Below are 25,450 nucleotides of genomic sequence, written 5' to 3' on the forward strand. Positions count from 1 at the left end.
CCTACCGCTGGTATCGCTCCGGTCCGAGGTCGCGGACATTGATGTCCGGCACCCGGCTCGAAATGATGTCGGCCAGGACCTTGGCCGAGCCGCAGGCCATGGTCCAGCCGAGCGTGCCATGGCCGGTGTTGAGATAAAGGTTGGAGAACTCGGTGCGGCCGATCAGCGGCGGCCCGTCCGGCGTCATCGGCCGCAACCCGCACCAAAAGGTCGCCGACTTCATATCGCCGCTGCCCGGAAAAAGGTCGCCAAGCGAATGTTCGAGCGTGCGCCGCCGCGATTCATGCAGCGTCAGGTCGAAGCCGGAAATTTCCGCCGTGCCACCGACCCGGATGCGGTCGCCGAGCCTGGTGATCGCCACCTTGTAGGTCTCGTCCATCACCGTCGACACCGGTGCTGCGGCAGCATCCTTGATCGGCACAGTGATCGAATAGCCCTTGACCGGATAGACCGGGACGGGTCGTTTCAGCGTGCGCATGAACTTGGCCGAATAGCTGCCCATCGCCATCACATAGGCGTCGGCAGCCTTCCAACCTTTGCTCGTACTGAGGTTGGCGATACGGTTGCGCTTCTTGACGAAGCGCCGTATCTCCGTGTCGTATTCGAAGGTGACACCACGCGCCACGCAGAGCTCGGCCAGACGGTCGGTGAACATCTTGCAGTCACCGGTTTCGTCGCCCGGCAGTCGCAGGCCTCCGACGAATTTATCACGCACCCCTGCCAGCCCCGGCTCGGCTGAGATGCAGCCGTCGGGATCGAGAATCTCGTAGGGAACGCCATATGTCTTCAACACTTCGACATCGCCGGCAGTGCCGTCGAGCTGCTGTTGAGTGCGAAAAAGCTGCAGCGTTCCCTTGGCGCGCTCGTCATACGCGATGCCGCTCGCCTCGCGCAACGCTTTCAGCGTGTCGCGGCTGTATTCGGCCAAAGGCACCATCCGCGCCTTGTTCACCGCATAGCGCTCAGCCGTGCAGTTGCGCAGCATCCTGACCAGCCATACCCACATATGCGGATCGAGAGTCGGCCGCACCACCAGCGGACCATGCTTCATCAACAGCCATTTGATCGCTTTCAGCGGGACGCCCGGACCGGCCCAGGGCGAGGCGTAGCCGGGCGAAATCTCGCCGGCATTGGCAAAGCTGGTTTCCAGCGCCGGACCCTTCTGGCGGTCGATGACAGTCACTTCATGGCCGGCCTCGGCCAGATAATAAGCGGTGGTGACCCCGATGACGCCGCCGCCCAGCACGAAGATCTTCATCGCTCGCTCCTTAAAGGCCGATCACGCCGACGAGGGGCCAGGATCGTCCTCCCCTGTCTGCCGGATTTTACCTATTTCGCCAAGTGGCCTGTCGTCCGCCGTGGCGCTGTAGACAAGAGTGAGCTTGTGCGGTCGCCGCTCGGCCATCCGCTTTTCCTCTGCCGCTCGCCGCGCTGCCTCAGGCTGGTAAAGCACGGTGTCGATCAGCATCAATTCCCGCCTGCCGTCCGGCTGCTCGACAAGCGCAGTCTGCCCCTGCGCCATCCCGAGCATGCAAATCCCTCGCCTGGTGGTGACGGGCAAGCTGGATCCGACTGGTCCGCGCATCTCGTTTTGCACCAGAGTTCGCGTCTCCGACGGCCCGGAATCGATGTGGAAGACCACCCTGCTGTTCAGCGTCACGACGTCGGGATCGACCGAATCGATCGGGACGATGCAGGCGTGCGAGAGCTTGTGCTCAAGCATCGGCACGATCGGATCGGCGAATGGCCGCCGACGCGCCAACATTAGTTCGAGCACCGAGAAATCCTTCATCGTCAGGCGACAGATTGTGCTTGGCATGAAAGTCTCCCGATCAAGGCAGTCGGGCAGACGGGAGTGCCTCGACAGCGTCGATGGTCACTGACAAGTCTCTGCCGTCGCGACTTCGCCAGCTCACCACCTGGCCGGTGGCTGCTCCGATGAGGGCCGTCCCGAGCGGCGTCAGCACCGATATCCTGCTTTCGGCAATGTCGGCTTCGCCCGGATAGACCAGCGTAATGCGTTGCGAGCTCCCGTCATTGCTGAGGATCGTCACCGTCGAACCCATCCGCACCACGCCGGCCGGCATCGCTGCCGCCCTCGTGACCCTGGCTCGATCCATTTCCGCCAGCAGCTCTTCGGCCATGTCGGGGGCGCGCTCGAGATAGGCTCTGGCCAGGCTGGTCAGCCTGCCATGATCCGCGTCGCTGACCAGAATCCGGCTTTGCGGGCCAGCCTGTGTTGTTGCATGTTGCATGGCAAACCTCGTGTACTTGGCGCATCGAACGAATGCGCGCTGCCGTCGTGCCAACGACGGCCCGATGAAAGCCGTCAGCGCAAAGAACTGAAGGCTCGATGACGATGTCAGTGATTAGATGCCCCGATTCAGGCGGCTGCCAAACGGCAGCCGTCCCGGGGCTACGCTCCCGCGATGGGGCAGACCCTGAAACAGGTTCTGATATGGGCGAGGTTGCTCATGTATGAAGCCTTGCCGAGAAGCCCTCGCTTGTCAAGCGCGGCGAAATCGCTCAACCGCCGATATAGCGCCGGTGAAAACGGTGTCCGAGGCTGGTCAAGATTTCATAGCCGATGGTGCCGGCATGGCCGGCCGCCTGATCCACCGTCTGCGACGGTCCGATCAGTTCGACGAGGTCACCCGCCTTCAGCCTGTCGGGCGGCAGGGCCGAAATGTCGAGAACGATCGAATCCATCGATACACGGCCCACGAACGGCAAACGCACATTTTCGAACCAGGCGGCGGAAGCCGCGCGACGATGCCAGCCATCGGCATAGCCAAGCGAGATCGTTGCGGCGACCAGCGAATCGGTCACGTGAAAAATATGGCCATAGCCGACGCCGGCTCCCCTATCGAGGCTGCGCGTCTGTATGACCTTTGCCTGAAGCCGCACCACAGGCAGCATCGGATTTTCCTGGGCTGACGTCGGATTGATGCCGTAGAGCGCCGCACCGGGCCGGGCGAGGTCGTAGTGAAAGGGCTGCCCAAGAAAGATGCCGGAGGAGTTGGCCAGCGAGGCCGGCACCGGTGGCAGCATCCTGCGCAGCCGCTCGAATTCCAGCCGCTGCTGCTCGTTGGCCGGATGCTCGGGCTCGTCGGCGCGAGCGAGATGGCTCATCACGAACGTGGCGTTGATGCCGTCGAAAGCCCGCGGATCGGCAGTGACGGCCTCCACCTCGGCTGCCGCCATGCCGAGCCGCGACATGCCGCTGTCGACCTGGATTGCAGCCTTGAGCTTGCGGCCGGCCCGCTGTGCCGCCGAGCGCCAGGCGGCGAATTGGCCGGCGCTGTTGATAACCGCCCCCAGCCCCGCTTCGACGGCTTCGCTTTCAGCGCCCGGCTGAATGCCGTTCAGCACGTATATCGCCGGCCGTGCGCCGAGCGCCTGGCGCAGCAAGACACCTTCGGCCAGATGCGCGACGAAAAAAGTAGCGCAGCCCTCGGCCGCCAGCGCCGCCGCCACCTGGGCCCCGCCGAGCCCGTAGCCGTCGGCCTTGACGACACCCGCGCAGCCAACATCGCCTAAACGCGCCTTGAGCCGCCGGTAATTTTCGCGGATAGCGCCGAGATCGACGGTCAATATGGCGCCGGCCGCCACTTCGCTGATCGGCGCGGCTTTGACGGCGACCCTTTCAGAAAGAGATTTTTTGGAAGCGCCGTTCATGCCAACCCCGTCTGCAGCGGATTGGCCATCCATAAGGCCACCGCGCTGACGCGGCAACCGTGGTCGGCGCGAGCGCGGCTTGCGCCAAGCTACGCAACCAGATGCCGGAACGCCGCAACCACATCCTCATAGACCTGACGCTTGAACGGCACGATCAGGTTGGGCAATTCCTCCATTGGCCGCCAATCCCATTTGTCGAACTCGGCGGTGTGGCCGCCCGGCGGCGGATTGATCTCAATCTCGCTCACGTCGCCGTGAAAGCGGAAGGCGAACCATTTTTGCGTCTGGCCGCGATATTTCCCCTTGAAGGCGATGCCGACCAGATGGGCCGGCAGGTCGTAATATATCCAGTTCGGCGCCTCATCCAGCAACGAGACGCTGCGCATGCCGGTTTCTTCGTAGAGTTCCCGCTGTGCCGCCTGCAGCGGCTCTTCGCCCTTGTCGATGCCGCCCTGCGGCATCTGCCAGAGCTGCGTCGTGCCGGCGAATTCGCTGTCCGGCTCGGCAATGCGATGCCCGACCCAGACCAGCCCGTCGCCGTTGAGGATCATCAGTCCGACACAGCGACGATAAGGCAGCGTCTCGGGATCGACCGGTTCTTTCTTCGTCATGCTCAACCTTTTTCCGGATCCACCGCCACTGCCGAAATCGGCACGATCTCGATGCCGCGCTTCTTGGCCTCGACCACCCAGGCGGACACGGTGTCGACCGTCAGGTCGAAGGCCGAGCCGATGCCGACGGCAAAGCCTTTCGCCCGCGCGGTGGCTTCCAGCTCGTCCAGCTTCTTCAAAATGGCGCCGCGGTCCCGCACCGCGTCGATCGACGTGTCGCCGGCAACGAACGGCACGCCGTTTTTCAACGCCAGGTCGGGTGCCAGGCTACGCGCCGACGAACCGTCGTCAACATAGGCCAGGCCGCGCCTGCCGAGCTCTGCCATCAGCGGCCCCATCGCCGCCTCATCGGCCGAAAAACGTGCGCCCATATAGTTCATGACGCCGGTGTAGTTGGTCGTCCGCGACAGCGCCCAGCGCAAATTCTTCAAATTCTCGTCCGCCGTCGCAGCGACCGTCAGCGTGTTGCGGCCGGGATTGACGTTCGGATAGTCGAACGGTTCGAGCGGCACCTGCATGACTATCTCATGGCCGCTTTGCCGCGCCGCCTGCATCCATCGGCCGATGCTGTTGCCCTGCGCCGCGAAGCCCAGGGTCACTTCGGCCGGCAGCTTTGCGATGGCCGCCTGCGTGCCGGTCTGCGACACGGCAAGCCCGCCGATGACAATCGCCACGCGCGCACCGCGTGAACCGGACCACGGCCGCGCATAGAGATCGAACGGCCGCCTGCCGTCAGCGGCACGAACCGGCAATGGGCCGGTTTCGCCGGCCTCGACCAGCGCCCTGTCGGGAATATGCGCGATCCTCAGATTTTGGCCGATCGTCGAAGGGTCGCGAATGACAATGGCCGCCCTGGGCGAACCATTGCCCTCTTCGGTCTGCATGTGGATGATCTGCGGCTCGCCCGTCTCGGGCCTGCCCATCTTGGATCCGCTCGTCTTGGATGCTGCTTCCGCCTTCAATGCCGGCTCAGTGGTCGGCGCTGCGGATTCGACCACTGCTGTCGTCTTCGGCGTCGAAACGGCGACTTCTTCCGGCTTTCGAAACGGCCTTTCGCGCAGCGCAATCGCGCCGGAGACGCCGATTACGGCCAGCACCAGGAGCGTGGCCGCGACCACACCCGCGCTGATCCTGCGGGGCGCGCGCGGCGGCCGGACGGCCTGCCCGAGTGGGCGTTCGATGTCGTTGCCGATGTCAGCCAAGCCGCATCCCAGCCGCGGTTCCCCCGAATCAAACTGCCGAGGCCTTGCGGCCCCGGCAGCATTACATCGCTTCGATCAGGCAGCCAGACCTGTTGTCCGGCCTGATCGACCTTTACTGGTTCGGCACGGCCCCTACTGGTTCGGCACGGCCCCTACTGGTTCAGCACGGCCCCTACTGGTTCAGCACGGCCTTGTCCGGATTCGGCGGGAACGCCGGATCGGTCTTCTCGCCGCGCAGCAACTGCTCGGCAAAGATGAGTTGCAGGTCGTCCTTCGGCTCCGGCGGCACATAGGCTGCTGAGCCCGAACCGGTATCGCCCTCGTCGCTGCCCTTGATGTGGCCCTTGAGGTCCGACTCGCCGCGCGTCAAATCCCTGCCCTGCAGGTCCGGCGGCAACGGCTGGTCGACCTTGATGTCGGGCGTGATGCCCTTGCCCTGGATCGACTTGCCGGACGGCGTGTAATAGAGCGCCGTCGTCAGGCGCAGCGCGCCGTTCTCGCCGAGCGGGACGATGGTCTGCACCGAACCCTTGCCGAAGGACTGCGTGCCGACCACCGTGGCGCGGCGCAGATCCTGCAGCGCGCCGGCGACGATTTCGGACGCACTGGCCGAGCCGCCATTGACGAGCACGACCAGCGGCTTGCCGTCGATGTCGTCGCCCGGCCGCGCGTCGAAGCGGGTGACGTCCTTCGGATCGCGGCCGCGCGTCGAGACGATCTCGCCACGGGTGAGGAAGGCGTCGGACACGCTCACCGCCTGGTCGAGCAACCCGCCCGGATTGAGGCGCAGATCGAGCACGTAGCCCTTGAGCTTTTCGTCCGGCACCTGCTTCTTGATGGTGTCGATGGCGTTCTCGAGGTCGTCATGGGTCTTTTCGGTGAAGGAGGTGATCTTCATGTAGCCGATGTCGTTCTCGACCCGAAACTTGACCGCCTTGACCTTGATGATGTCGCGCACCACCGTCAGCTCGATCGGCTTGTCGGCGCCCTGGCGCAGGATAGTGAGCTTGATCGGCGTGTTGACCAGCCCGCGCATCTTCTCGACCGCGTCGTTGAGGCTCAGGCCGCGAACCTCCTCGCCGTCGATCTTGGCAATATAGTCGCCGGCAAGCACGCCCGCTTTGGCGGCCGGCGTATCGTCGATCGGCGTGATCACCTTGACCAGGTCGTTCTCCATGGTGACCTCGATGCCGAGGCCGCCGAACTCGCCCTTGGTCTGCACGCGCATGTCCTGCGCCTCTTCGGCGTTCATATACGAGGAGTGCGGGTCGAGTGAGGTAAGCATGCCGTTGATAGCGTTTTCGACCAGCGACTTGTCGTCGGGCGGCGTCACATACTGCGCCCGCACCCGCTCGAAGATGTCACCAAAGATCGCCAGCTGCTTATAGGTCTCGGAGCCCGCAGCGTTCGCCGTCGAGCCGGGGGCGCCATAGACCAGGCTCATCGCGGATGCGCCCATCAGCGCACCGGCAAACAGAAGCGAAAGTTTCCGCATCATCTCACGTCCTTCCAGAGAAACGGTCCGCCCACCATGGGGTCGGATCGACGGGTTTTCCATCCTTGCGGAACTCAACATAGAGCTCCGGCGTGGCATTTCCATTCTTCGATGCCGAGGTGCTCGCCACCCGGGCCTCTCCCATCGCGCCGACTGGCTCCCCTGCGAGCACCGACTGGCCAGACGCGACGCTGATTCTGCTCATCCCCGCGAGAACGACATGATAGCCGTCACCCGCGTTCAGGATCAAGAGTTGACCATAGGAGCGAAAAGGTCCCGCATAAAGCACATTTCCGTCCGCTGGCGCGGTGACGATGGCTCCCGATTGTGTCGCAACCATGTCACCGAGCATCACTGCGCCGTTATCGTCGCTGGCCCCGAACCGCCGCTTGATCTTGCCGGTGACGGGCAGCGCGATCTGCCCCTGAAGCGCCGAAAACGGTGCAGTGGCGGTGAGCCGGTTGGCTTCCGGGACCGGCAGGGCCGTCAGTTCCGTCTGTGCCGGGGCCTTCTGTGCCGGGGCCGTCTGTGCCGGAGCCGTCTGTGCCGGAGCCTTGTCGGCGTCCGCGGCCTTCTGCTCGGCTGCCTCCGCCGCGTCCGCCGCTTTGCGGGCCTTGTCGGCCTCGAGCGAGGCGATCAGTTCCTTCAGGCTGCCGGCCTTGGCCGCCAGTGCTGCGGATCGCTGCTTTTCCGCCGCCAGTGCCGTTTGCGTTTCGGCCTCGAGCTTCTGCTTGGCTTCGAGCAGCATGCCGAGCCGCTTCTTTTCCGCCGTCTGTTCGCCGACTGCCGCCGTCAGCCGCGCCCGCTCCGCCTCGATCGAAGCGGTCACCCGCGACTGCTCCTTGAGGTCCGCCAGCAATATCTCGGTCTGCTGGCGCAGTTCCGGCACCACGGCGCCGAGCAGGATGGCGCTGCGCACCGACGACAGCGCGTCCTCCGGCTTGACCAGGATGGCCGGCGGCGGATTGAGCCCCATACGCTGCAGCGCGGCCAGCACCTCGGCCAGAACGTCGCGTCTAGCGGCCAGCGAGGCGCGGATTTTCTGCTCCTCGCCCTTCAACCCTTCCAGCTTGGCACCGATGTCCTCGATGTCCTGGCCGAGCTTCTGCTCGGTCATCGCCGACTGGATCAGCGCCGCGGTGATAGAGGCATGGTCCTTCTTGACCGTCGCCATGTCGGCGGCGAGCTTGGCCAACCGCTCCGACGACAGCGTGATCTCCTTCGACACCCGTTCGTATTCGGCACGGCTCTGGTCCGGATCAGGCGCCATGTCGAGCCTGTTCTCAGCCCGCGAGGCACCAAGCGACAGCATAAGCAGCGCCGCTGCCAAGCCGCAGCGTGCGCGCCAAAAGCCCGTTCGCGATTTCCAATCTTCAGACATTGAAGCCCGACTCTATGCGTGGCTTCGTTAACGAACCATCAACCATGTTCGAGAGCCCTGCCGACCACAAACAGCCTCGTGACGCATTGAGGCGAAAATCCGGGCGGCTCACGCCAATCCACGGGTTTTGGGTTGGAGCCTGCCCATGGATTTGCGGGCAAGGACTCACGAGCGATGATAGGGATGACCCGAAAGAATAGTGAGGGCCCGGTAAAGCTGCTCGCCCAACATGACACGGACCAGTTGGTGCGGCCATGTCAGCGCGCCGAACGATACCATCAGATCGGCCTGATCGCGCAGCGACTGGTCGTGACCGTCGGCACCGCCGATGGCGATGACGAGTGCCTTGCGGCCGCCATCACGCAACAGGCCGATGCGCCCGGCGAAATCCTCGGAGGAAAAGTTCTTGCCTCGCTCGTCGAGCAGCATCAGCGCGGTACCGGGCTGCAGCTGCGTCTGCAGCTTCTGGCCTTCTTCGCGGCGACGCTCGTTGGCGGTCTGGGCGCGGCCCTCCGGAATCTCGACAACCCCCGAGAATTCGAGCCCCACGGCCTGCCCGCTCTTGGCGAAGCGCTCGAAATACCTGTCGGCGAGCTGCTTCTCGGGGCCGGCTTTCATCCGGCCCACGGCGTGAACGGTGATTTTCATCCCTGCCTCGAAGAGCCGCTAATGCATGTCACCAAAAGTGGTCACCGGTTTTGGGAACGACATGCATCAATCAAATTCGGCTCAGTGGAGGGTCTCTTCCTCGAGGTCCGGCGCTTGCCACATCTTTTCGAGATTATAGAAGTCGCGGACTTCGGGACGGAAGACATGGACGATGATGTCGCCCGAATCGATCAGGACCCAGTCGGCGCCGGCCAATCCCTCGACGCGCGCCGTGCCGAGCCCGGCATCCTTGAGCGCCGTGAGGAGATGATCGGCGACAGCCGAGACATGACGGTGCGATCGGCCGGACGCGATGACCATATAGTCACCGAGGCTCGATTTTCCCTGAATGTCGATTGAGACGATGTTTTCGGCCTTGGAGTCTTCCAGACTGGCAAGGACTGTCTTGATGGCGCGGGACACGGCGTCGTTTACGCTGATCCCGGCCGGCGAAGGCACGATGTCGGCCTTCTTCCACAGTGCTGTTCTCAGTGTATTTCCTTTCGCAGCAAGAACAACCAAATCACCCTTCAAAGCAGGTGACACCCCTTAGATAGGCAGAGTTGCGTTGCAGTTTCAAGACGGCAGCCCTGCTGTAGCCAACGAAGAACCGTTCTTCCGGTTCCGTAGTTGAAGAAAAAACGGAACTCTTGTCGCCTGGCCTGGGTTATCGGCGCATTGACCAACCGGATCCCCCTCATGCCTATCGACCCTCAGAACGCTCTCCTCACCGTGCAGTCCGGCCTTGCGCAGGTCAGCGCGCTGATCGTCTCGTACGCCTTCTCGGCCATCGGCGCCGTCATCCTGCTGGTCCTCGGCTATACCGTCGCCGGTCTTGCCCAGCGCTCGATCTATGCCGGCCTCGGCCATATCCATGGCTTCGACACGACGCTGCGCCACTTCTTCTCGAGGATCGTCCGTTACGCCATACTGATCCTCGTCGTCGTCATGGTGCTCGGCCAGTTCGGCGTCCAGACGACCTCAATCATTGCCGCCATTGGTGCCATCGGCCTGGCCATCGGCCTGGCGCTGCAGGGCACCCTGCAGAACATTGCCGCCGGCATCATGCTGCTGGCGTTGCGGCCATTCCGCATCGGCGAATATGTCGAGGTCGGCGCCATCGCCGGGACCATCGAGGAAATCGGCCTGTTCGCCACCACGTTGAGAACGGTCGACGGCGTCTACATCCTCGCCCCCAATTCGACGCTGTGGAACCAGCCTGTCCGCAACTATACACGCAACGGTGCCCGACGTGGCGACATCACGCTGACCATCGGCTCCTGGAACGACATCGATTTCGCTCAAAAGACCATGCTCGGCGTCGCCGCAGCCGACCGACGTGTCAGGCGGGAGCCGGCGCCGATTGCCTTTGTAGCGACCGTCGGCGACAGCAACGTCGCCATCACCTTGCGTTACTGGACCTCGGCTGCGGATTTCTTCGCCACCCAGATCGATCTCACCAAACGCGCCAAGCAGGCTTTCGACAGCGAAGGCGTTTCTATACCCGCGCCACCACCGGAAGCGCCACGGCAGGAAGCCACCACCAGACAGTGATATGATCAATTGCCGGCGTAGGTCTACTTGTCCGCGCGACGCTGTGCTTCGGATGGGAAAGCGAGGTCTACCGGCAACGGTGCTTGCGCCGTCATCGGCGCGAAATTGCCGGTTTCGGCGGCGGGGACAGGTGACATCGCCACCACACGCCACAGCACGAACAGGCAAAAACCAGTGGCAATGACGATGGCCACATAGATGAAAGCCTGCGTTCCATAGATGGCGGAAAGCCCGGTCACGATGCCGGGCACGATGAAGCCGGACAGCGACCACGCAAAAAGAAGCGAACTGGACAGCGCCACCATGTCGTCCTTGCCGGCGCGGTCGGCGGCATGTGCGCTGGCCAGCGAATAGATCGATTCCGACGCGCCGGCCCAGATCACATAGATGACGACCAGCGCCGCCAGCGCACCACCATCGAAGCCGAGGGCGAACAGGCCCGCCACCATGGCAAGCGCCGAAGCGGCGACCAGCACAAATCGCCGGTCGGTGCGGTCGGAAATCCATCCGAGCGGGATCTGCAGGATCAATGTGCCGACAGGCATCACCGACAAAAGCAGTGCCACATCTGCCTGGCTGTAGCCCTTGGCCGTGGCATGGATCGGCGCGAAGCCCGAAATCGTCATCGACAGGCCGCCGACGGCAAGCATGCCGGCGACGCCCACCGGCGAAATCCGCCAGGCCCGGCCAAGCGCGACCGACGCCGCCTGCGGCGGCGGTGGCTGGGCGAGCCGCGTCAGCCCAACGGGGAGGATCGACAGCGCGGTGAAGGCGATGCCGATCAAGGGCGCGTCCGCAGCCCTTATATCGATCAGCGCCAGTGTAGAATAGCCGACGCCGAGCCCGGCGACATAGGCGACGTAGAAGAAGGCCATGACCCTGCCGCGTATGGCGTTGGCGACGACGTCGTTCAGCCAGCTTTGCGCGACGATGAACAGGCCGCATATGGCAAAGCCATAGAGCGCGCGTGCCGCGATCCACGACAGCGGGTGCGGCCCGGCCCCGACGGCGGCGTTCGACAGCACGATCAGCGCCGACAGCACCATGAACGCGCGAGCATGGCCGACGCGCCGCACCAGCGGACCGGTCAAGATGCAGCCTGCGAGGCCGCCGGCCGAAAGGCCGGTGACGATCAGCCCGGCCCAGGTCGGATCGAAGCCCTCGGCGCCGAGCCGGACCGGAATATAGGCGAACATCAGTCCGTTGCCGACCGCCACCAGCGCCATCGACAGGACGACGCTGGCAATGGCGATCGCCGGGGCTGGCGGGCTGCCCTGCGCCGGGTCGCGTCTGGTCTGGTTTCGCTCGAGAATCGCCATGCCCGCGCAGGATCGCCTACGGATCGGCGAAAAGCAGCCGCAAATGCGACATGGCCGGACTTGCCTTCTCCCCTTCTTGCGGGAGGACGCAGTGCGTGCAGGCTCAGTCCTGCCCCATTTTGCGGATCGCGGTCGACGACAGCGACGAGCGCGGGCCGTGAATGAAGGTCCAGGCCGGCGCCTTCATGCGGGCGAGCCGCGGCGCGTCACCCTCGTCGACACGCGCGTAATCGAAGGTCTTGGCGATGACCGACGACAGGAACGACAGCGTCGCGCCAGGGCGGTCGACAACCGCGATCGGAAACGTCATCACGATCTGGCGCCAGCGCTGCCAGCGGTGGAAATCGCGAAGCGAATCGGCGCCCATGATCCAGACGAAGTCGACGCCCGGGTTGCGCGCCTTGACCAGGGCCAGCGTGTCGGCGGTGAAGCGGACATAATGGGTCGCTTCGAAGGCGGTGACCTTGACCTTCGGGTTCCGGACGATCTGCTCGGACCGGCGCAGCCGCTCGGCCAGCGGCGCCAATTCCCGCGCGCTCTTGAGCGGATTGCCCGGCGTCACCATCCACCACAGCTGATCGAGCGCCAGACGTCTGAGCGCGATCTCGGCGACCAGTGCATGGCCGGCATGGGCAGGATTGAACGAGCCGCCGAACAGCCCGACGGCCAGGCCCTTTTCGGCATGCGGCATCTTCAGATAGTGGGATGGAACGAGCTCCTTGCCCTCCCCCCTGTGGGGAGGGTCGATCCGCGAAGCGGAGCGGGGTGGGGGTGTTGCAGTGTTCAGCGTCGTACCCCCTCCCGGCTCGCAATGCTCGCCACCCTCCCCACAACGGGGAGGGTAAGATCAGTGCTCAAGGCCTCACCTGTCCGGTCCCGCGCACGCGGTATTTGAACGAGGTCAGTTGCTCGACCCCGACCGGGCCGCGCGCGTGCATCTTGCCGGTGGCGATGCCGATCTCGGCGCCCATGCCGAATTCGCCGCCATCGGCGAATTGCGTCGAGGCGTTGTGCAGAAGGATCGCCGAATCGATCTCGCTGAAGAACCGTTCGACGGCGTTCGCATCCTCGGCGATGATCGCCTCGGTATGGTGCGAGGAGAACGTCTCGATATGCTCGATCGCGCCGACAACGCCGTCGACCAGTTTTACCGCGATGATAGCATCGAGATATTCGGTCACCCAGTCGGCGTCGCTAGCCGGTTTGGCGTCAGCAAAAACTTTCAGCACCTCGGCGTCGGCATGGATTTCGCACCCTGCCGCGCGCAACGCGTCGAGGATAGGCACCAGATGGGTGGAGGCGACGGCCCGGTCGACCAGCAGTGTTTCGGCAGCGCCGCAGACGCCGGTGCGCCGCATCTTGGCGTTGACCGCGATCCTGACCGCCATGTCGAGCTTGGCCGAGCGGTCGATATAGAGATGGCAAATGCCTTCGAGATGGGCAAAGACCGGCACCCGCGCCTCGTTCTGCACGCGCTCGACCAGGCTGCGGCCGCCGCGCGGAATGATCACGTCGAGCGCACCGCCAAGACCCCTCAGCATCTCGCCGACGGCGGCGCGGTCAGCGGTCGGCACCAGCTGGATGGCATCCTCCGGCAGCTTGGCCGCCTTCAGCCCTTCGACCAGGCAGGCATGGATAGCCGCCGAGGAGTTGAGCGAATCCGAGCCGCCGCGCAGGATCACCGGATTTCCGGCCTTCAGGCACAGCGCGCCGGCATCGGCCGTCACGTTCGGCCGGCTCTCGTAGATAACGCCGACCACGCCGAGCGGCGTGCTCACGCGCTCGATATGCAGGCCGTTCGGCCGGTCCCATTCGGCAATGACATCGCCGACCGGATCGCGCAATTCGGCGATTTCGCGGATCCCGGCGGCCATGGTGCGGATGCGCGCCGGGTCGAGCTTCAGCCGGTCCATTAACGCCGCCGACAGCCCGGACTCCCCGCCATTCCTGATGTCGATGGCATTGGCATCGAGAATGTCGCGCTCGCGGCGAAGGATCGCCTGCGCCATGGCGATCAACGCGGCGTGCTTGCGCTCGGCTGTGGCGACGGCCAGCGGTCGCGCGGCGGCCCGCGCGCGGCGGCCGATATCGGCCATCAGCGCGGCAGTGTCGTCCCGGGATTTTTCATGCAGCTTCAGCATGGCTCATCCTCCGCTGGTTACTTGGTCCCCGGCCCATACTTGGTCTGCGGGATGGCTCACCACAAGGTCGTCGCGGTGGATCATCGCCGATCGCGCCTCGTAGCCGAGCACCGTTTCGATCTCGGCCGTCTTCAACCCTGCGATCCTTACGGCATCGGCGGCATCGTAGGCAACCAGTCCGCGCGCTATCTCGCGGCCTTCGGGCGACAGGATCGCCACCGTGTCGCCGCGCGAGAAATTGCCGCTGACCAGTTTGACGCCGGCCGGCAACAGCGACTTGCCCGACAGCAGCGCACCGATGGCGCCGGCATCGACGGTCAGCCGGCCAGCCGGTTCGAGCTGCCCGGCGATCCACGTCTTGTAGCCTTTGACCGGATTGGCGCTTGGCCGGAAGAACGTCGCCCGCTCGCCACGCTCGATCGCCAGCAGCGACGACAACCGCGTACCTGATGTGATGATCATGGCGGTGCCGGCGGCGGTGGCAATCTTGCCGGCGTCGAGCTTGGTGCGCATGCCGCCGCGCGAAAGCTCAGAAGCGGCCGCACCTGCCATTGCCTCGATCTCGGGGGTGATGCGGTCAACGACCGGAATGAACCGGGCTTGCGGGTCGCGCGCCGGCGGCGCGGTGTAGAGCCCGTCAATGTCGGAGAGCAGCACCAAGAGATCGGCGCCCATCATGGTGGCGACGCGCGCCGCCAGCCGGTCATTGTCGCCATAGCGGATTTCGGAGGTCGCCACCGTGTCGTTCTCGTTGATGACCGGCACCGCCTTCATCTTGAGCAGCGTCGAGATCGTCGCCCGCGCATTGAGATAGCGGCGGCGCTCTTCGGTGTCGCCGAGCGTCAGCAGGATCTGGCCCGATTTCAGGCCGCCCTTGCCGAGCGCATCCGACCAGGCGCCGGCCAGCGCGATCTGCCCGACGGCCGCCGCCGCCTGGCTCTCCTCGAGCTTCAGTGCCCGCTTGCCGAGGCCTAAAATGGTGCGGCCAAGCGCGATGGCGCCGGACGACACGACGAGGATCTCGGCGCCACCTTTGGCCAGCACGGCGATGTCGTCAGCAAGCGAGGCCAGCCAGTCGCGCTTCAGGCCCGTCGTGCGGTCGACAAGCAGCGCCGAGCCGATCTTGACGGTGATGCGCCGGTATTTTCTCAGCGACTGCGCGGCCATCGCTATCTCCAGCGCGTCTCGACCGGAGTGGCGACAGCTTCGCGAGCCTCGGCCACAACCGCCATCAGCGCTCGCAGAACGGCTTCGACGCCTTCGCCGGTGACTGCGGACAAAAGCATCGGCGCACGGCCGGCGGCGCGTTTCAGCGAAGCAACCTTCTTCTTGCGTGCGTCGGCATCGAGCGTGTCGACCTGGGAAAGTGCTACGATCTCGACCTTCTCGACCAGCCCATGGCCATAGGCGTCGAGTTCGGTGCGCACGGTCTTGTAGGCCTTCCCCGGATTTTCTTCCTGCGCGGAGACGAGGTGCAGAAGGACGCGCGTGCGTTCGACATGTCCGAGGAAACGGTCGCCGATGCCGACGCCCTCATGCGCACCTTCGATCAGGCCGGGAACGTCGGCGATGACGAACTCGCGCCCATCGATGCGGGCCACACCGAGGCCAGGATGCAACGTAGTGAAGGGATAATCGGCAATCTTCGGCTTAGCAGCGGTGACGGCGGCCAGGAAGGTCGACTTGCCGGCGTTGGGAAGGCCAACCAGGCCGGCGTCGGCAATCAGCTTGAGCCTGAGCCAGATGTTGAGCTCTTCGCCCGGCTGGCCGGGATTGGCGCGGCGCGGAGCCTGGTTGGTCGAGGTCTTGAAATGCTGGTTGCCGAAGCCGCCATTGCCGCCCTTGGCAAGCAGGAAGCGTTGGCCGACCACGGTCAGGTCGCAAATCAGCGTCTCGTTGTCCTCGGCAAAGATCTGCGTTCCCGCCGGCACTTTCAGCGTGACGTCGGCACCTTTGGCGCCGGTCATGTTACGGCCCATCCCGTGCGTACCGGTCTTGGCCTTGAAATGCTGCTGATAGCGATAATCGATCAGCGTGTTCAGCCCATCGACCGCCTCAACCCAGACATCGCCACCGCGGCCGCCGTCGCCGCCATCGGGACCGCCGAACTCGATGAACTTTTCGCGCCGGAACGACACCGAGCCGGCGCCGCCGTCGCCGGAGCGGATGTAGACCTTGGCTTGATCGAGAAATTTCATCGGATTGCTGAGTTTCTGCTAGTGGCCTTGCGGCATTGCTCTAAAACGTTCGGCACTGCTCTAAACCAAGGCGGGGCGAAGGGCGAGGCTGTTTATGAACATGGCCGGCGTCGGCCTCGACGGCCGCTTCGATGTCGGCCGCATCGCCGATGCCGTGCGCGGCGCCGACGTGATCGCGCTGCAGGAGGTCTCGCGCAACAACCCCAACAATGGCGGCCGCGACATGGTGGCCGAGCTCGGCGAGGCGCTGCCCGAATACTTCGCCGTCTATGGCAGCAATTTCGAGGCCAATTTCGGCTCGCGCCTGGAAAACGGCCGCGCCTTCACCACCACCTTTCAGCTCGGCAACATGGTGCTGTCGAAAACGCCCGTTCATCTGTCGCGCAATCTCCTCTTGCCGCGCAGCCGCAGTTTGGAAGTGATGAATTTCCAGCGCGGCGCGCTGGAGGCGCTGATCGAGACGCCGCTTGGTTTCATCCGCTTCTATTCCACCCATCTCGACCATCGCAGCCCGGTCGAACGCGCCAGCCAGATCCGGTTTCTGCGCCAGCGCCTGTTGAACTATGCGATCGAGGGGGGCGCGCTGTCGGGGCTTGCCGAGGTCGGCCTGCCGGACCTGCCCTATCCCGAAGCCTTCGTCGTCACGGGCGACTTCAACATGCTGGCCGGATCGCCGGAATATGTCGAACTCGCCGGCCGCCTGGATCACGAATTCGGCATACCCATGACCGCCGACCTTGCCGTAGATGTGGCCCTGCGCCTTGCCGCCGCAGGCGCCGATCTCGTCTCCTGGATCGACCCCAAGCGACCTGACGACGCCAGCCGCTACAAGCGCATCGACTATGTCTTCACCAGCGCCTCGCTCGCCAAATCGCTGAAGCGCCTTTGGGTCGACCGGCAAGCGGTCGGCTCGGACCACCTGCCGGTCTGGGTCGAGATGGCCTGACCGGCGTCCATCAGAAATGCACCCAGTTTCGCAGGCTCGTCCAGGTCCTGCGATCGAGGCGGTAGCGCTCGACCGGCACCTGGCCGGCGACGATCGAGTTCAGCATGCCTTGGCCGGCATATTGGAAGCCGCATTTGTGGATGACCCGGCGTGAGGCCGGATTGATGACCCGCGTCGAGGCATGCAGCACCTGAATCGCCGTCTTCTGAAAGGCGAGGTCGACGAGCGCATGTGCGGCCTCCGTCGCATAGCCGCGCTTCCAGTAGGGCTCGCCGATCCAGTAGCCGAGCTCCAGCCCGCGATCAGTGGTGTTGAGGCCGGCGCAGCCGACGAAGGTTTCGGTACCGGCCAGCGTTAAGGCATAGGCAATCCCGGCCCGGCGCGATGCCGTCATCGCCAGGAAGGCGCGTGCCTCAGCCTCGCCATAGGGGTGGGGCATGCGGGCCAGCATTTCGGCGACGTGGCGGTTGTCGGCGAGCACCACCAGTTGCTCGATATCGCTTTCGCTCGGCGCCCGCAGGACCAGCCGCTCGGTCACCAGGACCGGGCAATCTATCGCGTAACTTTCACCGTCTGTGTCTTCCGCTTCGGCAACCATGTCAGTCCTCCAGGCACAAGAAAAAGGGGAGATGGAAACCCATCTCCCCTGATCCATTTCCTGGCTTGGCCAGACACCGGTTCCCGAGATGGGTGCCGGTGTTCTCGTACGGAACCGGCTACTCCGCGGCCTTCGTCATCGGGTTCACCGATACGTAGGTTCGGCCATTGGCTTTTTTGTTGAAGGTGACTGCGCCAGCTTCGAGCGCAAACAGCGTGTGATCCGTGCCAATGCCGACGTTGGTGCCGGGATGCCACGTCGTGCCGCGCTGACGAATGATGATGTTGCCCGGAATCACGGCTTCGCCGCCGAACTTCTTCACGCCGAGCCGCTTGGAATGGGAGTCGCGACCATTGCGCGACGAACCGCCAGCTTTCTTGTGTGCCATCTAACTAACTCCGATGCGCCGCAAGGGCGCTTAAAAGGTCTTATGAACGCGTTCGCGTTCCGTTTCAAGTCCGATCCGGCGACGATTGCGCCGGCTCGCTTTACTTCTTCGCCAATTCCTTGGCCTGCTCGCGCCAGTCCGTGATCTGGTCGGTGCTGAACGGCATATGCTCGTCGATCTTGGCGACATCCTTGTCGGACAGCTTGGCGAGCTGGGCGAAGGTCGTGATGCCCTGCTCGTTCAACTGGCCGGCAGCAACCGGGCCGATGCCCTTGATCACGGTCAGATCGTCCGGCTCGCCTTTCGGCGCCTTGAACAGCGGAGCCGCGGTTTCGCTTGCCTTGGCTTCGGTTTCCTTCGGCGCAGCCTCTGCCTTGGCTTCCTTCTTCGGAGCAGCCTTTGCCTCGGTCTTGGCCGCAGCCTTCTTCGTCGGCTTGGCACCATCCAGCAGGATCTCGGCGATCCGCACGGTGGTCAAAAGCTGGCGATGGCCGATCTTGCGGCGCGAATTCTGCCGACGGCGCTTCTTGAAGGCGATGACGGTGCGGTTCTTGCCCTGTTCGACGACTTCGGCGGTGACCAAGGCGCCGTCGACGAACGGCGCGCCGAACGTAACATTCTCGCCCTCGCCATGCGCGAGCACGTGGCCGATCTCGACGATATCGCCGACCTGGCCTTCGACTTTTTCGATCTTCAGGAGATCGTTGGCGGCGACGCGATACTGCTTGCCGCCCGTTTTGATGACTGCGAACATTTTTTGCCTTTCGCTGTTCGGTCGGCCTTGATGAACCGCTTCAGGCGGTTCGGCCGTCTTTTTGTCAGTCTGCGGGTTCAAAAAGCAAGCGGCGCGGAAGAACCCTCCACGCCGATTGCGCGCTGTCCCTAACCGAAGGTTGGGCGCAAGTCAAGGCAAGCGGCCAGCATGCGAGCCACGAACGCATTCAAGCCAGGCGCCGACAGCCGGGCGGCAGCCTGACAAGAAGCCGGTTCGCCGGGCAGATTGGCCCTTGTAACCTGTTCGCCCAGCCGTTATCTAGTGCGCCGCGCCGGCAACGGCGGACCATGACCGCGGAGAGGTGGCAGAGTGGTCGAATGCACCGCACTCGAAATGCGGCATGGGTGCAAGCCCATCGGGGGTTCGAATCCCTCCCTCTCCGCCATAAGCCGCCGATAGCCGCACAAATTTCCCAATATTCTCCAGATTGTTAATTATGATAGCCGTCTGGGAGCTCCGTCGCGGCCGCCGGCGCTATTCCTGAATTGCTTTGAATTCTCCCGTTGTTCGGGCAGCGCCCGCATATCACCAGCGCGTTGCTGGACGGGAGAAGCGATTTCCCGATCTGCGATTGATGAATCTGCTTCATGACGACATGCGGATTTTGCCGCCTAATCGATCGCCGGCGTCGTCACTAATCTATTTTAGACATTCGCAACACTGCCGCGCACATGCCGAGCAACCGATCTCGGCATTGACCGGAACGTTGCTCGGCTACGCCAGAGCAGCGCTTCTCAATGGGAGGATGTGAGCGAACGGAATGAGCATGGCCCGGCAGGCTTGCGACGGTTCAAGACGATCAAAGGAGACAGGCATGAACAAGCAGATCGGAATTGAGAGCACGGCGGAACCGCAGTCCAGTGTCGACTCTGGCCGGCGTGACCTCCTGAAGCTGACCGGCGCCGGCGTCGCCGCGCTCGGTGCCGCGTCGCTCTTCAACATCCCCTTCGCAAAGGCTCAAGACATGTCAAACGGCGCCAACAACTTCTACACCAGCGATCAGGTGACGCTCGAAAAGGTTGCCTTCAAAAGCCAATACGAGATGAACGTCGCGGGGAATCTGTTCATTCCCAACAACCTCGACCGCAATGCGCGCCATCCGGCGCTCGTCGTGGGGCATCCGATGGGTGCGGTGAAGGAGCAGAGCGCAAACCTTTATGCCACCAAGATGGCCGAACAGGGCTTCGTCGCCATGTCCATCGACCTGCCGTTCTGGGGCGAGAGCGAGGGCGAGGCCCGCCAGATCGTTTCGCCGGATGTCTACGCCGAGGCGTTCAGCGCTGCGGTCGATTTCTTGGGCACACGGCCATTCGTCGACAGAAGCCGCATCGGCGCTATCGGCGTCTGCGGCAGCGGCAGTTTCGTCATCAGCGCGGCCAAGCTCGACCCGCGGATGCGCGCCATCGCGACCGTCAGCATGTACGACATGGGGGCCGCCAACCGCAACGCGCTCAATCATTCGCTGAGCGTCGAGCAGCGCAAGGAGATCATTGCTGCAGCTGCCGAGCAGCGCTGGGTCGAGTTTGAAGGCGGCGAGGTCGAATATACCAGCGGCACGGTGCATGAGCTGACCGCCGACACCCATCCCATCCAGCGGGAGTTCTATGACTTCTACCGCACGCGGCGGGGTGAATTCACGCCCGCAAGTGCAAACCCGCAGATCACCACGCATCCGACCCTGACCAGCAATGTCAAGTTCATGAACTTCTACCCGTTCAACGACATCGAGACGATCTCGCCGCGCCCGATGCTGTTCATCTCGGGCGATCAGGCTCACTCCCGCGAGTTCAGCGAGGATGCTTACAAACGAGCGGCCGAGCCGAAGGAGCTTGTGTGGATTTCCGGCGCTGGGCACGTTGATCTCTACGATCGCATGGACTTGATCCCATTCGACAAGCTGACCAGCTTCTTTAATCAGCACCTCTCCGTGTGAGCGGCGAGATAGAGCCTGCGCCGGAGGGAGCAGGCTCTATCAGCATAGATCGGAGATACGGAGGGCGACCGCATGCTGAAATCATTGCTGAGCTCTGCCGTTATCGCACTAGGAATGGTTGGACCTGCCATGGCTCAAGAGCGCATTCGCATTTCTTCCGGCTGGGGCGAGGTCACAGCCGATCTCGCCGATAACGAAGCCGCAAAATCTCTGGCGCAGATGCTGCCGCTCACGATCGAGATGTCCGACCATCTCCGCCAGGAAAAGACCGGCAATCTGCCTTCCGCCTTGCCCGAACTGGCGCGGCAGCGCGACTTCTCCGTCGGCACGCTTGGGTTGTGGAGTTCCGATCATTTCGTGATCTACTATCGGAGCGGTCGCGTCCCGGCACCTGGCATCATCGTGCTCGGGCAGGTCACTGGCGATGTCTCGATCTTTGATCGTCCCGGTTCCGTCACTGTCCGAGTTGAACGCACCGATTGAACCTATGCAACCCCGCTCGTAGCTGGTTGCCAAACGGCGAGCGGCGCGAATTGCATAAGCTGCCGCAAAATGAGGTCTCTGAATTCGCTTTCGATTTATTCGGTATAATCGGGCTCTAGCTCTGTGAAGGATTCATGAGTGTCGCGGCAGAATGTCAACGATCTGCTCGCGTTGCGAAAGACATGATCTCCGCTCGCATCGGGCCGGATTTCCGGTTCGCGGTCGTCGGCGAAACGTCCTACTTTGCCGAGCATCCCGAGCCGGAGAAGCCGCAGGATCTCGTGCAGCACGATTGCATCAACTACCGTTTTCCAACGTCCGGGGCTCTTTTTGTATGGGAGTTCGAGGAGAACGGCCGCGAGATCAAAATTCGCGTCGACGGGCAGCTCGTCTTCAATAACATCTTTCATGTCCTGGACGCTGCGCTGGCCGGCCGCGGCCTCGCCTATGTTCCAGAAGAAATTGCCCTTCCTCACATCGCGAAAGATCGACTGGCCCGGATACCGGAAGGTTGGTCGCCATATTGGGATGGCTACCATCTCTATTATCCGAGCCGCCGGCAATCCTCACCTGCTTTCGTGGCCCTGGTCGATGCGCTGCGCCATCGCGAGTAACGCAACGAAGGACGACGACAACCGTCTTTACATCACGGCTCGCAAGAGGACGTGAACGGCCGAGGCTGCGTCGAAACCCGTCCTGTCCTGCTTCCCGTCCTGTCCTGCTTTTTGGCGAAAGTCCGAGTGCAGCCGGTTGCAAATCCGGCGCCAATTCGCGTGCAGATCCGCGCTGTCAGATCTCGCTGTCAGATCTAATCCATCAGTCAGGGTTGCTGTATTGCTGCGAGCTTCCAGTCGCCACCGTTCTGGCGCGTGAAGGTCCACAGTTCGGTTGTTTCCGTCGGTCGATCGGCTTCGCCCGCGACGATCTTGCCGCTGGCGCGATCGCGCATCACGTCGTGAGACTCGTAGCGCAAGGCAGCTGTCGCGTAGTCGCGATCATCTTCCCGCCAGCTCTCCGCAATGTCGGCCTCCAACAAACTGACATTCGACACATCATTCCTGATGCCCTTTTTTGCGTTGTCGGCAAGTTCTTCGGACAGGTACGACACCATCTCGGGGGTCGCCAGCCGGCGCAAACCAGCATGATCTTCGCGCCCGAATGCTTCCTGAACCTCCGTCAACCGCTGCTGGAATATGTCGAGGTCGGCCTGCGTCATTGTAATTTCATCGGAGGCTTGAGCCGTCCGGCCAAATCCTGACCCGATGCCTGGAATGGGGAAAGATGAGACGTTGTCCGCCTCAGGCTGGGCTGCCGCGTTTCGCCCAAAGTTCCCCATGCTCCGCGGAACGCCGGCCATGGCGGGCGCTTGGTTGCGTGCCGATTGCGACCGAAAAAAGCGGATGATCAGCATGATCGCGCCGCCGATCAGCAGCCCTTGAAGCAGCAGGCCCAACATGCCGGCCAAGCCGCCGAACCCTTGGCCCAAAAGAAGTCCGATCAGACCGCCGAGCAGCAGGCCGCGCATCATCGAACCGCCGAGGCCGTTGAAGAGCCCTGGTCGTTGGGGTGCCTGTGTCTGGCGGGCCGCATTGTTCGTTGCGGGCGTCATCGAGCGCTCGACCGGCGCGGCCGGCTGTGGCGCCGTCCTGGTCGGCGGGACCGACTGGAACGTGCGCGTGCCGCGGCTGCCGAAGCTGCCGCCACGCCGCGCCTCGGCGTAATCGGCCGTGACCATGGACAATGCCAGGAACAGTCCTGCAAACAAAACTGCAAACCGGCTCGAACGCGAAATCATCATGGCAAATCCCTAGGCGATACTCTTCGCGCTCATATGGGGTGCGCCGATCGAAATATCAGTGGGCCCACCCTCCATATTCAGAATTCCGGGGCCGCCTTGACTCCAGACACGGCAGCCGACCGTGATCCTTCTGCCACCTTGTGCGTTGTCGCCTGAGGCACACCGAGGAGACGAACGGTGTTTGCAGGTTTCAGAGCCACCAGCTTGCAACTGGACGACACGACCATTTTCGCAAGGGTCGGCGGAACCGGTCCGCCGCTGCTGCTGCTTCATGGTTTTCCCGAAACGCATCTGATGTGGAGGGATATCGCCGTGGCCTTGGCGCCCGACTTTACGGTGATCGCCGCCGATCTTCGAGGCTATGGGCAAAGCGGGTGCCCGGTCTCCTCTGCCGATCATAGCCCATACGCCAAGCGCGCCATGGCCGGCGACATGGTTCAAGTCATGAAACAGCTGGGATTTAAGCAGTTCATGGTTGCTGGACATGATCGTGGCGGGCGGGTCGCCTATCGCCTGGCGCTCGATCACCCCGATGAAATCTCCAAGATCGCGGTCCTCGACGTCATCCCCACCGCCGCCGCGTGGGATAGGGCGGACGCCAGACTGGCTCTCGGCTTCTGGCCCTGGAGCCTTCTTGCGCAACCGGAGCCTCTGCCGGAGCGACTGATAGGCGCCGCGCCGGATGCCATCGTCGACAATGCGATTGTGCAGTGGGGGTCGCCGGCAGAAATGTTCTCTACGGAGGTCAGGGACGCCTATGTCGAGGCGCTTCGCGATCCCGTTCATATTCATGCGATTTGCGAAGAGTATCGGGCCGCTGCCACGATCGATCGTGAGCATGACGCGGCGGACCAGGCAAATGGTCGTCGCATTGAGTGCCCGCTACTGGCACTGTGGAGTAGCGAAGGCGGCCTAGAGACCTGGTATGCAAGGGAAGGCGGACCGCTGGCTATTTGGAGAGAATGGGCCGACAGGGTTGAAGGAAGCCCTGTTCCGGGCGGGCACTTCTTTCCCGAAGAGCACCCTCACCAGACCGGAGCGGCTCTCTCGACGTTCTTCGACGATAATAGGGGGAATGACGCGTCGAACAGAGTATTGTAGAGGTCACATGCTTCCGTTACGCAAAACCTGGGGAACGCTCCGCGGCCCGAGATCGAGAACCCTCTGATATTCGCCCGGTCGGCGTCAAAACCTGCTTGATAAAAAATGAAGGCGATCACTGCAGCCACGCCCCTGATTTGCAGCTTCGTATTTATCGGAGGTTGCGCATCGCCCTTCCACGCATCCTTTGATGCCGCGAAATACGACAAGATGAGCTGCGTCGAACTCAACGTGGCCATGGGCGAAGTCGCCAAGGAGATGTCGGCGACAGCGATCACTCGGGGCAAAGTCGCGAAAAGCAATATTCCGGACTGGCTATGGGGCGCCCGGCGTGTCGCCTCTGCCGTCACTGCCCGCCAGAGCGCAAAAATCGAGCAGCTGCGGCAGCAGGAGGCTGCGATCGCGGCGGTGAGACGAAGCAAGTGCTGATTGCGCCGCCGGGGTGAGAGCCTGCAGGCCGAAGGCAGGAAATGATCAACATCGCAGGGACGTGGTATTGGAGCCGAGGCTCGACGGCTCCGTGGGTTCGGTCCTTCCCCAAAGTCACGGCTTCAGTCTTGGCGACACCGCCAAGCCGAGGAAAACGATAACGGCCTGGTTGAGGCGCAGGATGTCCGCGTCGTCCAATCGCCCGATATTCGCGCCGATCTTTGATTTCGGGACCGTGGTGATCTGTCCACCATCAGGGGCAGACGGCGAGCAGCCCGTTGCGCTCGTTCGGTTCGACGGCCAGACGGAACAATGGCGCGTCCGTGCGTCGGTCGTGAAGCCGCAGTTGGTGATCGAATCCGTCGCATCGAGACTGTCATCCTGGATGATGACGACAGATGCGATTTGCCGGCGTAATCCTTGCCGCCGGCGACCGTCCAGATATCGCCACGCTTCATTCATCATCCGCTTCCGATATCGCGTCGATGAAAGCCTGATCGTCGCTTGCATGGGCGCTTGCCGCGACCGCCAGCGACTGCCGATGCGTTTCCGAACGGAAGGCCGGCGCACGCACGTCCGGCGCCCAGATCTGTCTAGGGCGCAGACCTTGGCGGCGCAGACGCTCACGATGTTCCCGCACCTTCATGCCTGAGGACTTAGGCTTCGATGCCGGGGCCATGACGATTCTCCCCGCCAGGCTCAGTCGCAAGGCACTTCTCGAGTAGGTGTTTTCGTGGGTTAGGTCGGCTGACTGTCGCCTCCGTGAGGCTGA

27 protein-coding genes, 1 tRNA gene and 1 pseudogene are annotated in these 25,450 nt (G+C 63.3%); 8 read left to right on the forward strand and 21 right to left on the reverse strand.

The window, feature by feature from the left end; genetic code table 11:
• Nucleotide 1 precedes the first annotated feature (1 nt).
• The 10 genes from ACWTU8_RS25340 to rsfS form a co-directional block, all read right to left on the reverse strand.
• The gene (locus tag ACWTU8_RS25340) at nucleotides 2-1,258 is read right to left on the reverse strand and encodes a D-amino acid dehydrogenase (protein ID WP_455850303.1); all 1,257 of its coding nucleotides are present in this window, start codon (nucleotides 1,256-1,258) and stop codon (nucleotides 2-4) included.
• Nucleotides 1,259-1,279: 21 nt separating this feature from the next.
• Nucleotides 1,280-1,819 carry a nucleoside-diphosphate kinase gene (locus tag ACWTU8_RS25345; RefSeq protein ID WP_455850304.1) on the reverse strand — a complete coding sequence of 180 codons (540 nt, stop codon included), beginning with the start codon at nucleotides 1,817-1,819 and terminating at the stop codon, nucleotides 1,280-1,282.
• Between the two features lie 13 nt (nucleotides 1,820-1,832).
• A complete protein-coding gene (gene rnk, locus ACWTU8_RS25350) occupies nucleotides 1,833-2,255 on the reverse strand; it encodes a nucleoside diphosphate kinase regulator (protein ID WP_455850305.1) in 423 nt (140 codons plus the stop codon).
• Between the two features lie 271 nt (nucleotides 2,256-2,526).
• On the reverse strand, nucleotides 2,527-3,678 hold the full coding sequence (alr, locus tag ACWTU8_RS25355) for an alanine racemase (RefSeq protein ID WP_455850306.1): 1,152 nt from the start codon (nucleotides 3,676-3,678) through the stop codon (nucleotides 2,527-2,529).
• Between the two features lie 89 nt (nucleotides 3,679-3,767).
• Complete coding sequence (locus tag ACWTU8_RS25360; protein ID WP_455850307.1) at nucleotides 3,768-4,289, reverse strand: RNA pyrophosphohydrolase; 522 nt, start codon at nucleotides 4,287-4,289, stop codon at nucleotides 3,768-3,770.
• Nucleotides 4,290-4,291: 2 nt separating this feature from the next.
• Nucleotides 4,292-5,491 (reverse strand): divergent polysaccharide deacetylase family protein, encoded by a 1,200-nt coding sequence (locus ACWTU8_RS25365; RefSeq protein ID WP_455850308.1) that lies wholly within the window; start codon nucleotides 5,489-5,491, stop codon nucleotides 4,292-4,294.
• Between the two features lie 172 nt (nucleotides 5,492-5,663).
• Nucleotides 5,664-6,989 carry a S41 family peptidase gene (locus tag ACWTU8_RS25370; RefSeq protein ID WP_029348996.1) on the reverse strand — a complete coding sequence of 442 codons (1,326 nt, stop codon included), beginning with the start codon at nucleotides 6,987-6,989 and terminating at the stop codon, nucleotides 5,664-5,666.
• Between the two features lies 1 nt (nucleotide 6,990).
• A complete protein-coding gene (locus ACWTU8_RS25375) occupies nucleotides 6,991-8,367 on the reverse strand; it encodes a murein hydrolase activator EnvC family protein (RefSeq protein ID WP_455850309.1) in 1,377 nt (458 codons plus the stop codon).
• A gap of 165 nt (nucleotides 8,368-8,532) precedes the next feature.
• Nucleotides 8,533-9,015 (reverse strand): 23S rRNA (pseudouridine(1915)-N(3))-methyltransferase RlmH, encoded by a 483-nt coding sequence (gene rlmH / locus ACWTU8_RS25380; RefSeq protein WP_455850310.1) that lies wholly within the window; start codon nucleotides 9,013-9,015, stop codon nucleotides 8,533-8,535.
• An 81-nt stretch (nucleotides 9,016-9,096) separates the two neighbouring features.
• The gene (gene rsfS / locus ACWTU8_RS25385) at nucleotides 9,097-9,474 is read right to left on the reverse strand and encodes a ribosome silencing factor (RefSeq protein WP_455850391.1); all 378 of its coding nucleotides are present in this window, start codon (nucleotides 9,472-9,474) and stop codon (nucleotides 9,097-9,099) included.
• A 240-nt stretch (nucleotides 9,475-9,714) separates the two neighbouring features.
• Here rsfS and ACWTU8_RS25390 point away from each other — a divergent pair, with 240 nt between their 5' ends.
• Nucleotides 9,715-10,569: a mechanosensitive ion channel family protein gene (locus ACWTU8_RS25390; protein ID WP_287113893.1), complete on the forward strand. Its 855-nt coding sequence runs from the start codon at nucleotides 9,715-9,717 to the stop codon at nucleotides 10,567-10,569.
• Between the two features lie 23 nt (nucleotides 10,570-10,592).
• Here ACWTU8_RS25390 and ACWTU8_RS25395 read toward each other — a convergent pair whose 3' ends face one another.
• The 5 genes from ACWTU8_RS25395 to obgE form a co-directional block, all read right to left on the reverse strand.
• Entirely contained in the window at nucleotides 10,593-11,888 is a 1,296-nt protein-coding gene (locus ACWTU8_RS25395) for an MFS transporter (protein WP_455850311.1), read from the reverse strand.
• A gap of 103 nt (nucleotides 11,889-11,991) precedes the next feature.
• Entirely contained in the window at nucleotides 11,992-12,579 is a 588-nt protein-coding gene (locus ACWTU8_RS25400) for a nicotinate-nucleotide adenylyltransferase (RefSeq protein ID WP_455850312.1), read from the reverse strand.
• Between the two features lie 163 nt (nucleotides 12,580-12,742).
• Nucleotides 12,743-14,029, reverse strand: coding sequence for a glutamate-5-semialdehyde dehydrogenase (locus ACWTU8_RS25405; protein ID WP_455850313.1), 1,287 nt, complete (start codon nucleotides 14,027-14,029; stop codon nucleotides 12,743-12,745).
• 3 nt (nucleotides 14,030-14,032) lie between these two features.
• Nucleotides 14,033-15,196, reverse strand: a complete 1,164-nt coding sequence (gene proB / locus ACWTU8_RS25410; RefSeq protein WP_455850314.1) for a glutamate 5-kinase — start codon at nucleotides 15,194-15,196, stop codon at nucleotides 14,033-14,035.
• A gap of 2 nt (nucleotides 15,197-15,198) precedes the next feature.
• Complete coding sequence (gene obgE / locus ACWTU8_RS25415; RefSeq protein ID WP_455850315.1) at nucleotides 15,199-16,227, reverse strand: GTPase ObgE; 1,029 nt, start codon at nucleotides 16,225-16,227, stop codon at nucleotides 15,199-15,201.
• 94 nt (nucleotides 16,228-16,321) lie between these two features.
• Between obgE and ACWTU8_RS25420 the strand changes: the two genes are divergently transcribed.
• Nucleotides 16,322-17,173, forward strand: a complete 852-nt coding sequence (locus ACWTU8_RS25420; protein WP_455850316.1) for an endonuclease/exonuclease/phosphatase family protein — start codon at nucleotides 16,322-16,324, stop codon at nucleotides 17,171-17,173.
• A gap of 10 nt (nucleotides 17,174-17,183) precedes the next feature.
• Here ACWTU8_RS25420 and ACWTU8_RS25425 read toward each other — a convergent pair whose 3' ends face one another.
• The 3 genes from ACWTU8_RS25425 to ACWTU8_RS25435 form a co-directional block, all read right to left on the reverse strand.
• Nucleotides 17,184-17,771, reverse strand: coding sequence for a GNAT family N-acetyltransferase (locus ACWTU8_RS25425; protein ID WP_455850317.1), 588 nt, complete (start codon nucleotides 17,769-17,771; stop codon nucleotides 17,184-17,186).
• A 118-nt stretch (nucleotides 17,772-17,889) separates the two neighbouring features.
• Complete coding sequence (gene rpmA / locus ACWTU8_RS25430) at nucleotides 17,890-18,159, reverse strand: 50S ribosomal protein L27 (RefSeq protein ID WP_023678077.1); 270 nt, start codon at nucleotides 18,157-18,159, stop codon at nucleotides 17,890-17,892.
• A 100-nt stretch (nucleotides 18,160-18,259) separates the two neighbouring features.
• Entirely contained in the window at nucleotides 18,260-18,913 is a 654-nt protein-coding gene (locus ACWTU8_RS25435) for a 50S ribosomal protein L21 (RefSeq protein ID WP_095518038.1), read from the reverse strand.
• 316 nt (nucleotides 18,914-19,229) lie between these two features.
• Here ACWTU8_RS25435 and ACWTU8_RS25440 point away from each other — a divergent pair.
• From ACWTU8_RS25440 to ACWTU8_RS25455, 4 genes and pseudogenes are all read left to right on the forward strand, one after another.
• Nucleotides 19,230-19,319: transfer RNA gene (locus tag ACWTU8_RS25440), tRNA-Ser, on the forward strand.
• 429 nt (nucleotides 19,320-19,748) lie between these two features.
• On the forward strand, nucleotides 19,749-20,867 hold the full coding sequence (locus ACWTU8_RS25445; RefSeq protein WP_455850318.1) for an alpha/beta hydrolase: 1,119 nt from the start codon (nucleotides 19,749-19,751) through the stop codon (nucleotides 20,865-20,867).
• A gap of 72 nt (nucleotides 20,868-20,939) precedes the next feature.
• Nucleotides 20,940-21,350, forward strand: coding sequence for a cyclophilin-like fold protein (locus ACWTU8_RS25450; protein ID WP_455850319.1), 411 nt, complete (start codon nucleotides 20,940-20,942; stop codon nucleotides 21,348-21,350).
• Between the two features lie 167 nt (nucleotides 21,351-21,517).
• Nucleotides 21,518-21,964: pseudogene (locus tag ACWTU8_RS25455) on the forward strand (LysR substrate-binding domain-containing protein); the annotation flags it as partial.
• A gap of 206 nt (nucleotides 21,965-22,170) precedes the next feature.
• On the opposite strand, the gene ACWTU8_RS25460 reads toward ACWTU8_RS25455, so the two are convergent.
• Nucleotides 22,171-23,145, reverse strand: coding sequence for a Tim44 domain-containing protein (locus ACWTU8_RS25460; protein ID WP_455850392.1), 975 nt, complete (start codon nucleotides 23,143-23,145; stop codon nucleotides 22,171-22,173).
• Between the two features lie 180 nt (nucleotides 23,146-23,325).
• On the opposite strand from ACWTU8_RS25460, the gene ACWTU8_RS25465 reads away from it, so the two are divergent.
• Nucleotides 23,326-24,249, forward strand: a complete 924-nt coding sequence (locus tag ACWTU8_RS25465; RefSeq protein WP_455850320.1) for an alpha/beta fold hydrolase — start codon at nucleotides 23,326-23,328, stop codon at nucleotides 24,247-24,249.
• Between the two features lie 105 nt (nucleotides 24,250-24,354).
• Nucleotides 24,355-24,678, forward strand: coding sequence for a hypothetical protein (locus ACWTU8_RS25470; protein WP_029349021.1), 324 nt, complete (start codon nucleotides 24,355-24,357; stop codon nucleotides 24,676-24,678).
• A gap of 114 nt (nucleotides 24,679-24,792) precedes the next feature.
• Here the strand turns inward: ACWTU8_RS25470 and ACWTU8_RS25475 are convergent, their stop codons facing one another.
• Nucleotides 24,793-25,143 carry a type II toxin-antitoxin system PemK/MazF family toxin gene (locus ACWTU8_RS25475; protein WP_455850321.1) on the reverse strand — a complete coding sequence of 117 codons (351 nt, stop codon included), beginning with the start codon at nucleotides 25,141-25,143 and terminating at the stop codon, nucleotides 24,793-24,795.
• Nucleotides 25,133-25,357, reverse strand: a complete 225-nt coding sequence (locus ACWTU8_RS25480; protein WP_455850322.1) for an antitoxin MazE family protein — start codon at nucleotides 25,355-25,357, stop codon at nucleotides 25,133-25,135. The genes ACWTU8_RS25475 and ACWTU8_RS25480 overlap by 11 nt, the downstream gene beginning before the upstream one ends.
• Between the last annotated feature and the right edge of the window lie 93 nt (nucleotides 25,358-25,450).

Source organism: Mesorhizobium sp. BHbdii (genome assembly GCF_053848045.1).

Excerpts from the sequence above, each read along its gene's own strand:
- ACWTU8_RS25340 (WP_455850303.1), bottom strand. The coding sequence starts at position 1,258 with ATGAAGATCTTCGTGCTGGGCGGCGGCGTCATCGGGGTCACCACCGCT.
- ACWTU8_RS25345 (WP_455850304.1), bottom strand. The coding sequence starts at position 1,819 with ATGCCAAGCACAATCTGTCGCCTGACGATGAAGGATTTCTCGGTGCTC.
- rnk (WP_455850305.1), bottom strand. The coding sequence starts at position 2,255 with ATGCAACATGCAACAACACAGGCTGGCCCGCAAAGCCGGATTCTGGTC.
- alr (WP_455850306.1), bottom strand. The coding sequence starts at position 3,678 with ATGAACGGCGCTTCCAAAAAATCTCTTTCTGAAAGGGTCGCCGTCAAA.
- ACWTU8_RS25360 (WP_455850307.1), bottom strand. The coding sequence starts at position 4,289 with ATGACGAAGAAAGAACCGGTCGATCCCGAGACGCTGCCTTATCGTCGC.
- ACWTU8_RS25370 (WP_029348996.1), bottom strand. The coding sequence starts at position 6,989 with ATGATGCGGAAACTTTCGCTTCTGTTTGCCGGTGCGCTGATGGGCGCA.
- ACWTU8_RS25375 (WP_455850309.1), bottom strand. The coding sequence starts at position 8,367 with ATGTCTGAAGATTGGAAATCGCGAACGGGCTTTTGGCGCGCACGCTGC.
- rlmH (WP_455850310.1), bottom strand. The coding sequence starts at position 9,015 with ATGAAAATCACCGTTCACGCCGTGGGCCGGATGAAAGCCGGCCCCGAG.
- ACWTU8_RS25390 (WP_287113893.1), top strand. The coding sequence starts at position 9,715 with ATGCCTATCGACCCTCAGAACGCTCTCCTCACCGTGCAGTCCGGCCTT.
- ACWTU8_RS25395 (WP_455850311.1), bottom strand. The coding sequence starts at position 11,888 with ATGGCGATTCTCGAGCGAAACCAGACCAGACGCGACCCGGCGCAGGGC.
- ACWTU8_RS25400 (WP_455850312.1), bottom strand. The coding sequence starts at position 12,579 with ATGCCGCATGCCGAAAAGGGCCTGGCCGTCGGGCTGTTCGGCGGCTCG.
- ACWTU8_RS25405 (WP_455850313.1), bottom strand. The coding sequence starts at position 14,029 with ATGCTGAAGCTGCATGAAAAATCCCGGGACGACACTGCCGCGCTGATG.
- proB (WP_455850314.1), bottom strand. The coding sequence starts at position 15,196 with ATGGCCGCGCAGTCGCTGAGAAAATACCGGCGCATCACCGTCAAGATC.
- obgE (WP_455850315.1), bottom strand. The coding sequence starts at position 16,227 with ATGAAATTTCTCGATCAAGCCAAGGTCTACATCCGCTCCGGCGACGGC.
- ACWTU8_RS25420 (WP_455850316.1), top strand. The coding sequence starts at position 16,322 with ATGAACATGGCCGGCGTCGGCCTCGACGGCCGCTTCGATGTCGGCCGC.
- ACWTU8_RS25425 (WP_455850317.1), bottom strand. The coding sequence starts at position 17,771 with ATGGTTGCCGAAGCGGAAGACACAGACGGTGAAAGTTACGCGATAGAT.
- rpmA (WP_023678077.1), bottom strand. The coding sequence starts at position 18,159 with ATGGCACACAAGAAAGCTGGCGGTTCGTCGCGCAATGGTCGCGACTCC.
- ACWTU8_RS25435 (WP_095518038.1), bottom strand. The coding sequence starts at position 18,913 with ATGTTCGCAGTCATCAAAACGGGCGGCAAGCAGTATCGCGTCGCCGCC.
- ACWTU8_RS25445 (WP_455850318.1), top strand. The coding sequence starts at position 19,749 with ATGAACAAGCAGATCGGAATTGAGAGCACGGCGGAACCGCAGTCCAGT.
- ACWTU8_RS25450 (WP_455850319.1), top strand. The coding sequence starts at position 20,940 with ATGCTGAAATCATTGCTGAGCTCTGCCGTTATCGCACTAGGAATGGTT.
- ACWTU8_RS25460 (WP_455850392.1), bottom strand. The coding sequence starts at position 23,145 with ATGATTTCGCGTTCGAGCCGGTTTGCAGTTTTGTTTGCAGGACTGTTC.
- ACWTU8_RS25470 (WP_029349021.1), top strand. The coding sequence starts at position 24,355 with ATGAAGGCGATCACTGCAGCCACGCCCCTGATTTGCAGCTTCGTATTT.
- ACWTU8_RS25475 (WP_455850321.1), bottom strand. The coding sequence starts at position 25,143 with ATGATGAATGAAGCGTGGCGATATCTGGACGGTCGCCGGCGGCAAGGA.
- ACWTU8_RS25480 (WP_455850322.1), bottom strand. The coding sequence starts at position 25,357 with ATGGCCCCGGCATCGAAGCCTAAGTCCTCAGGCATGAAGGTGCGGGAA.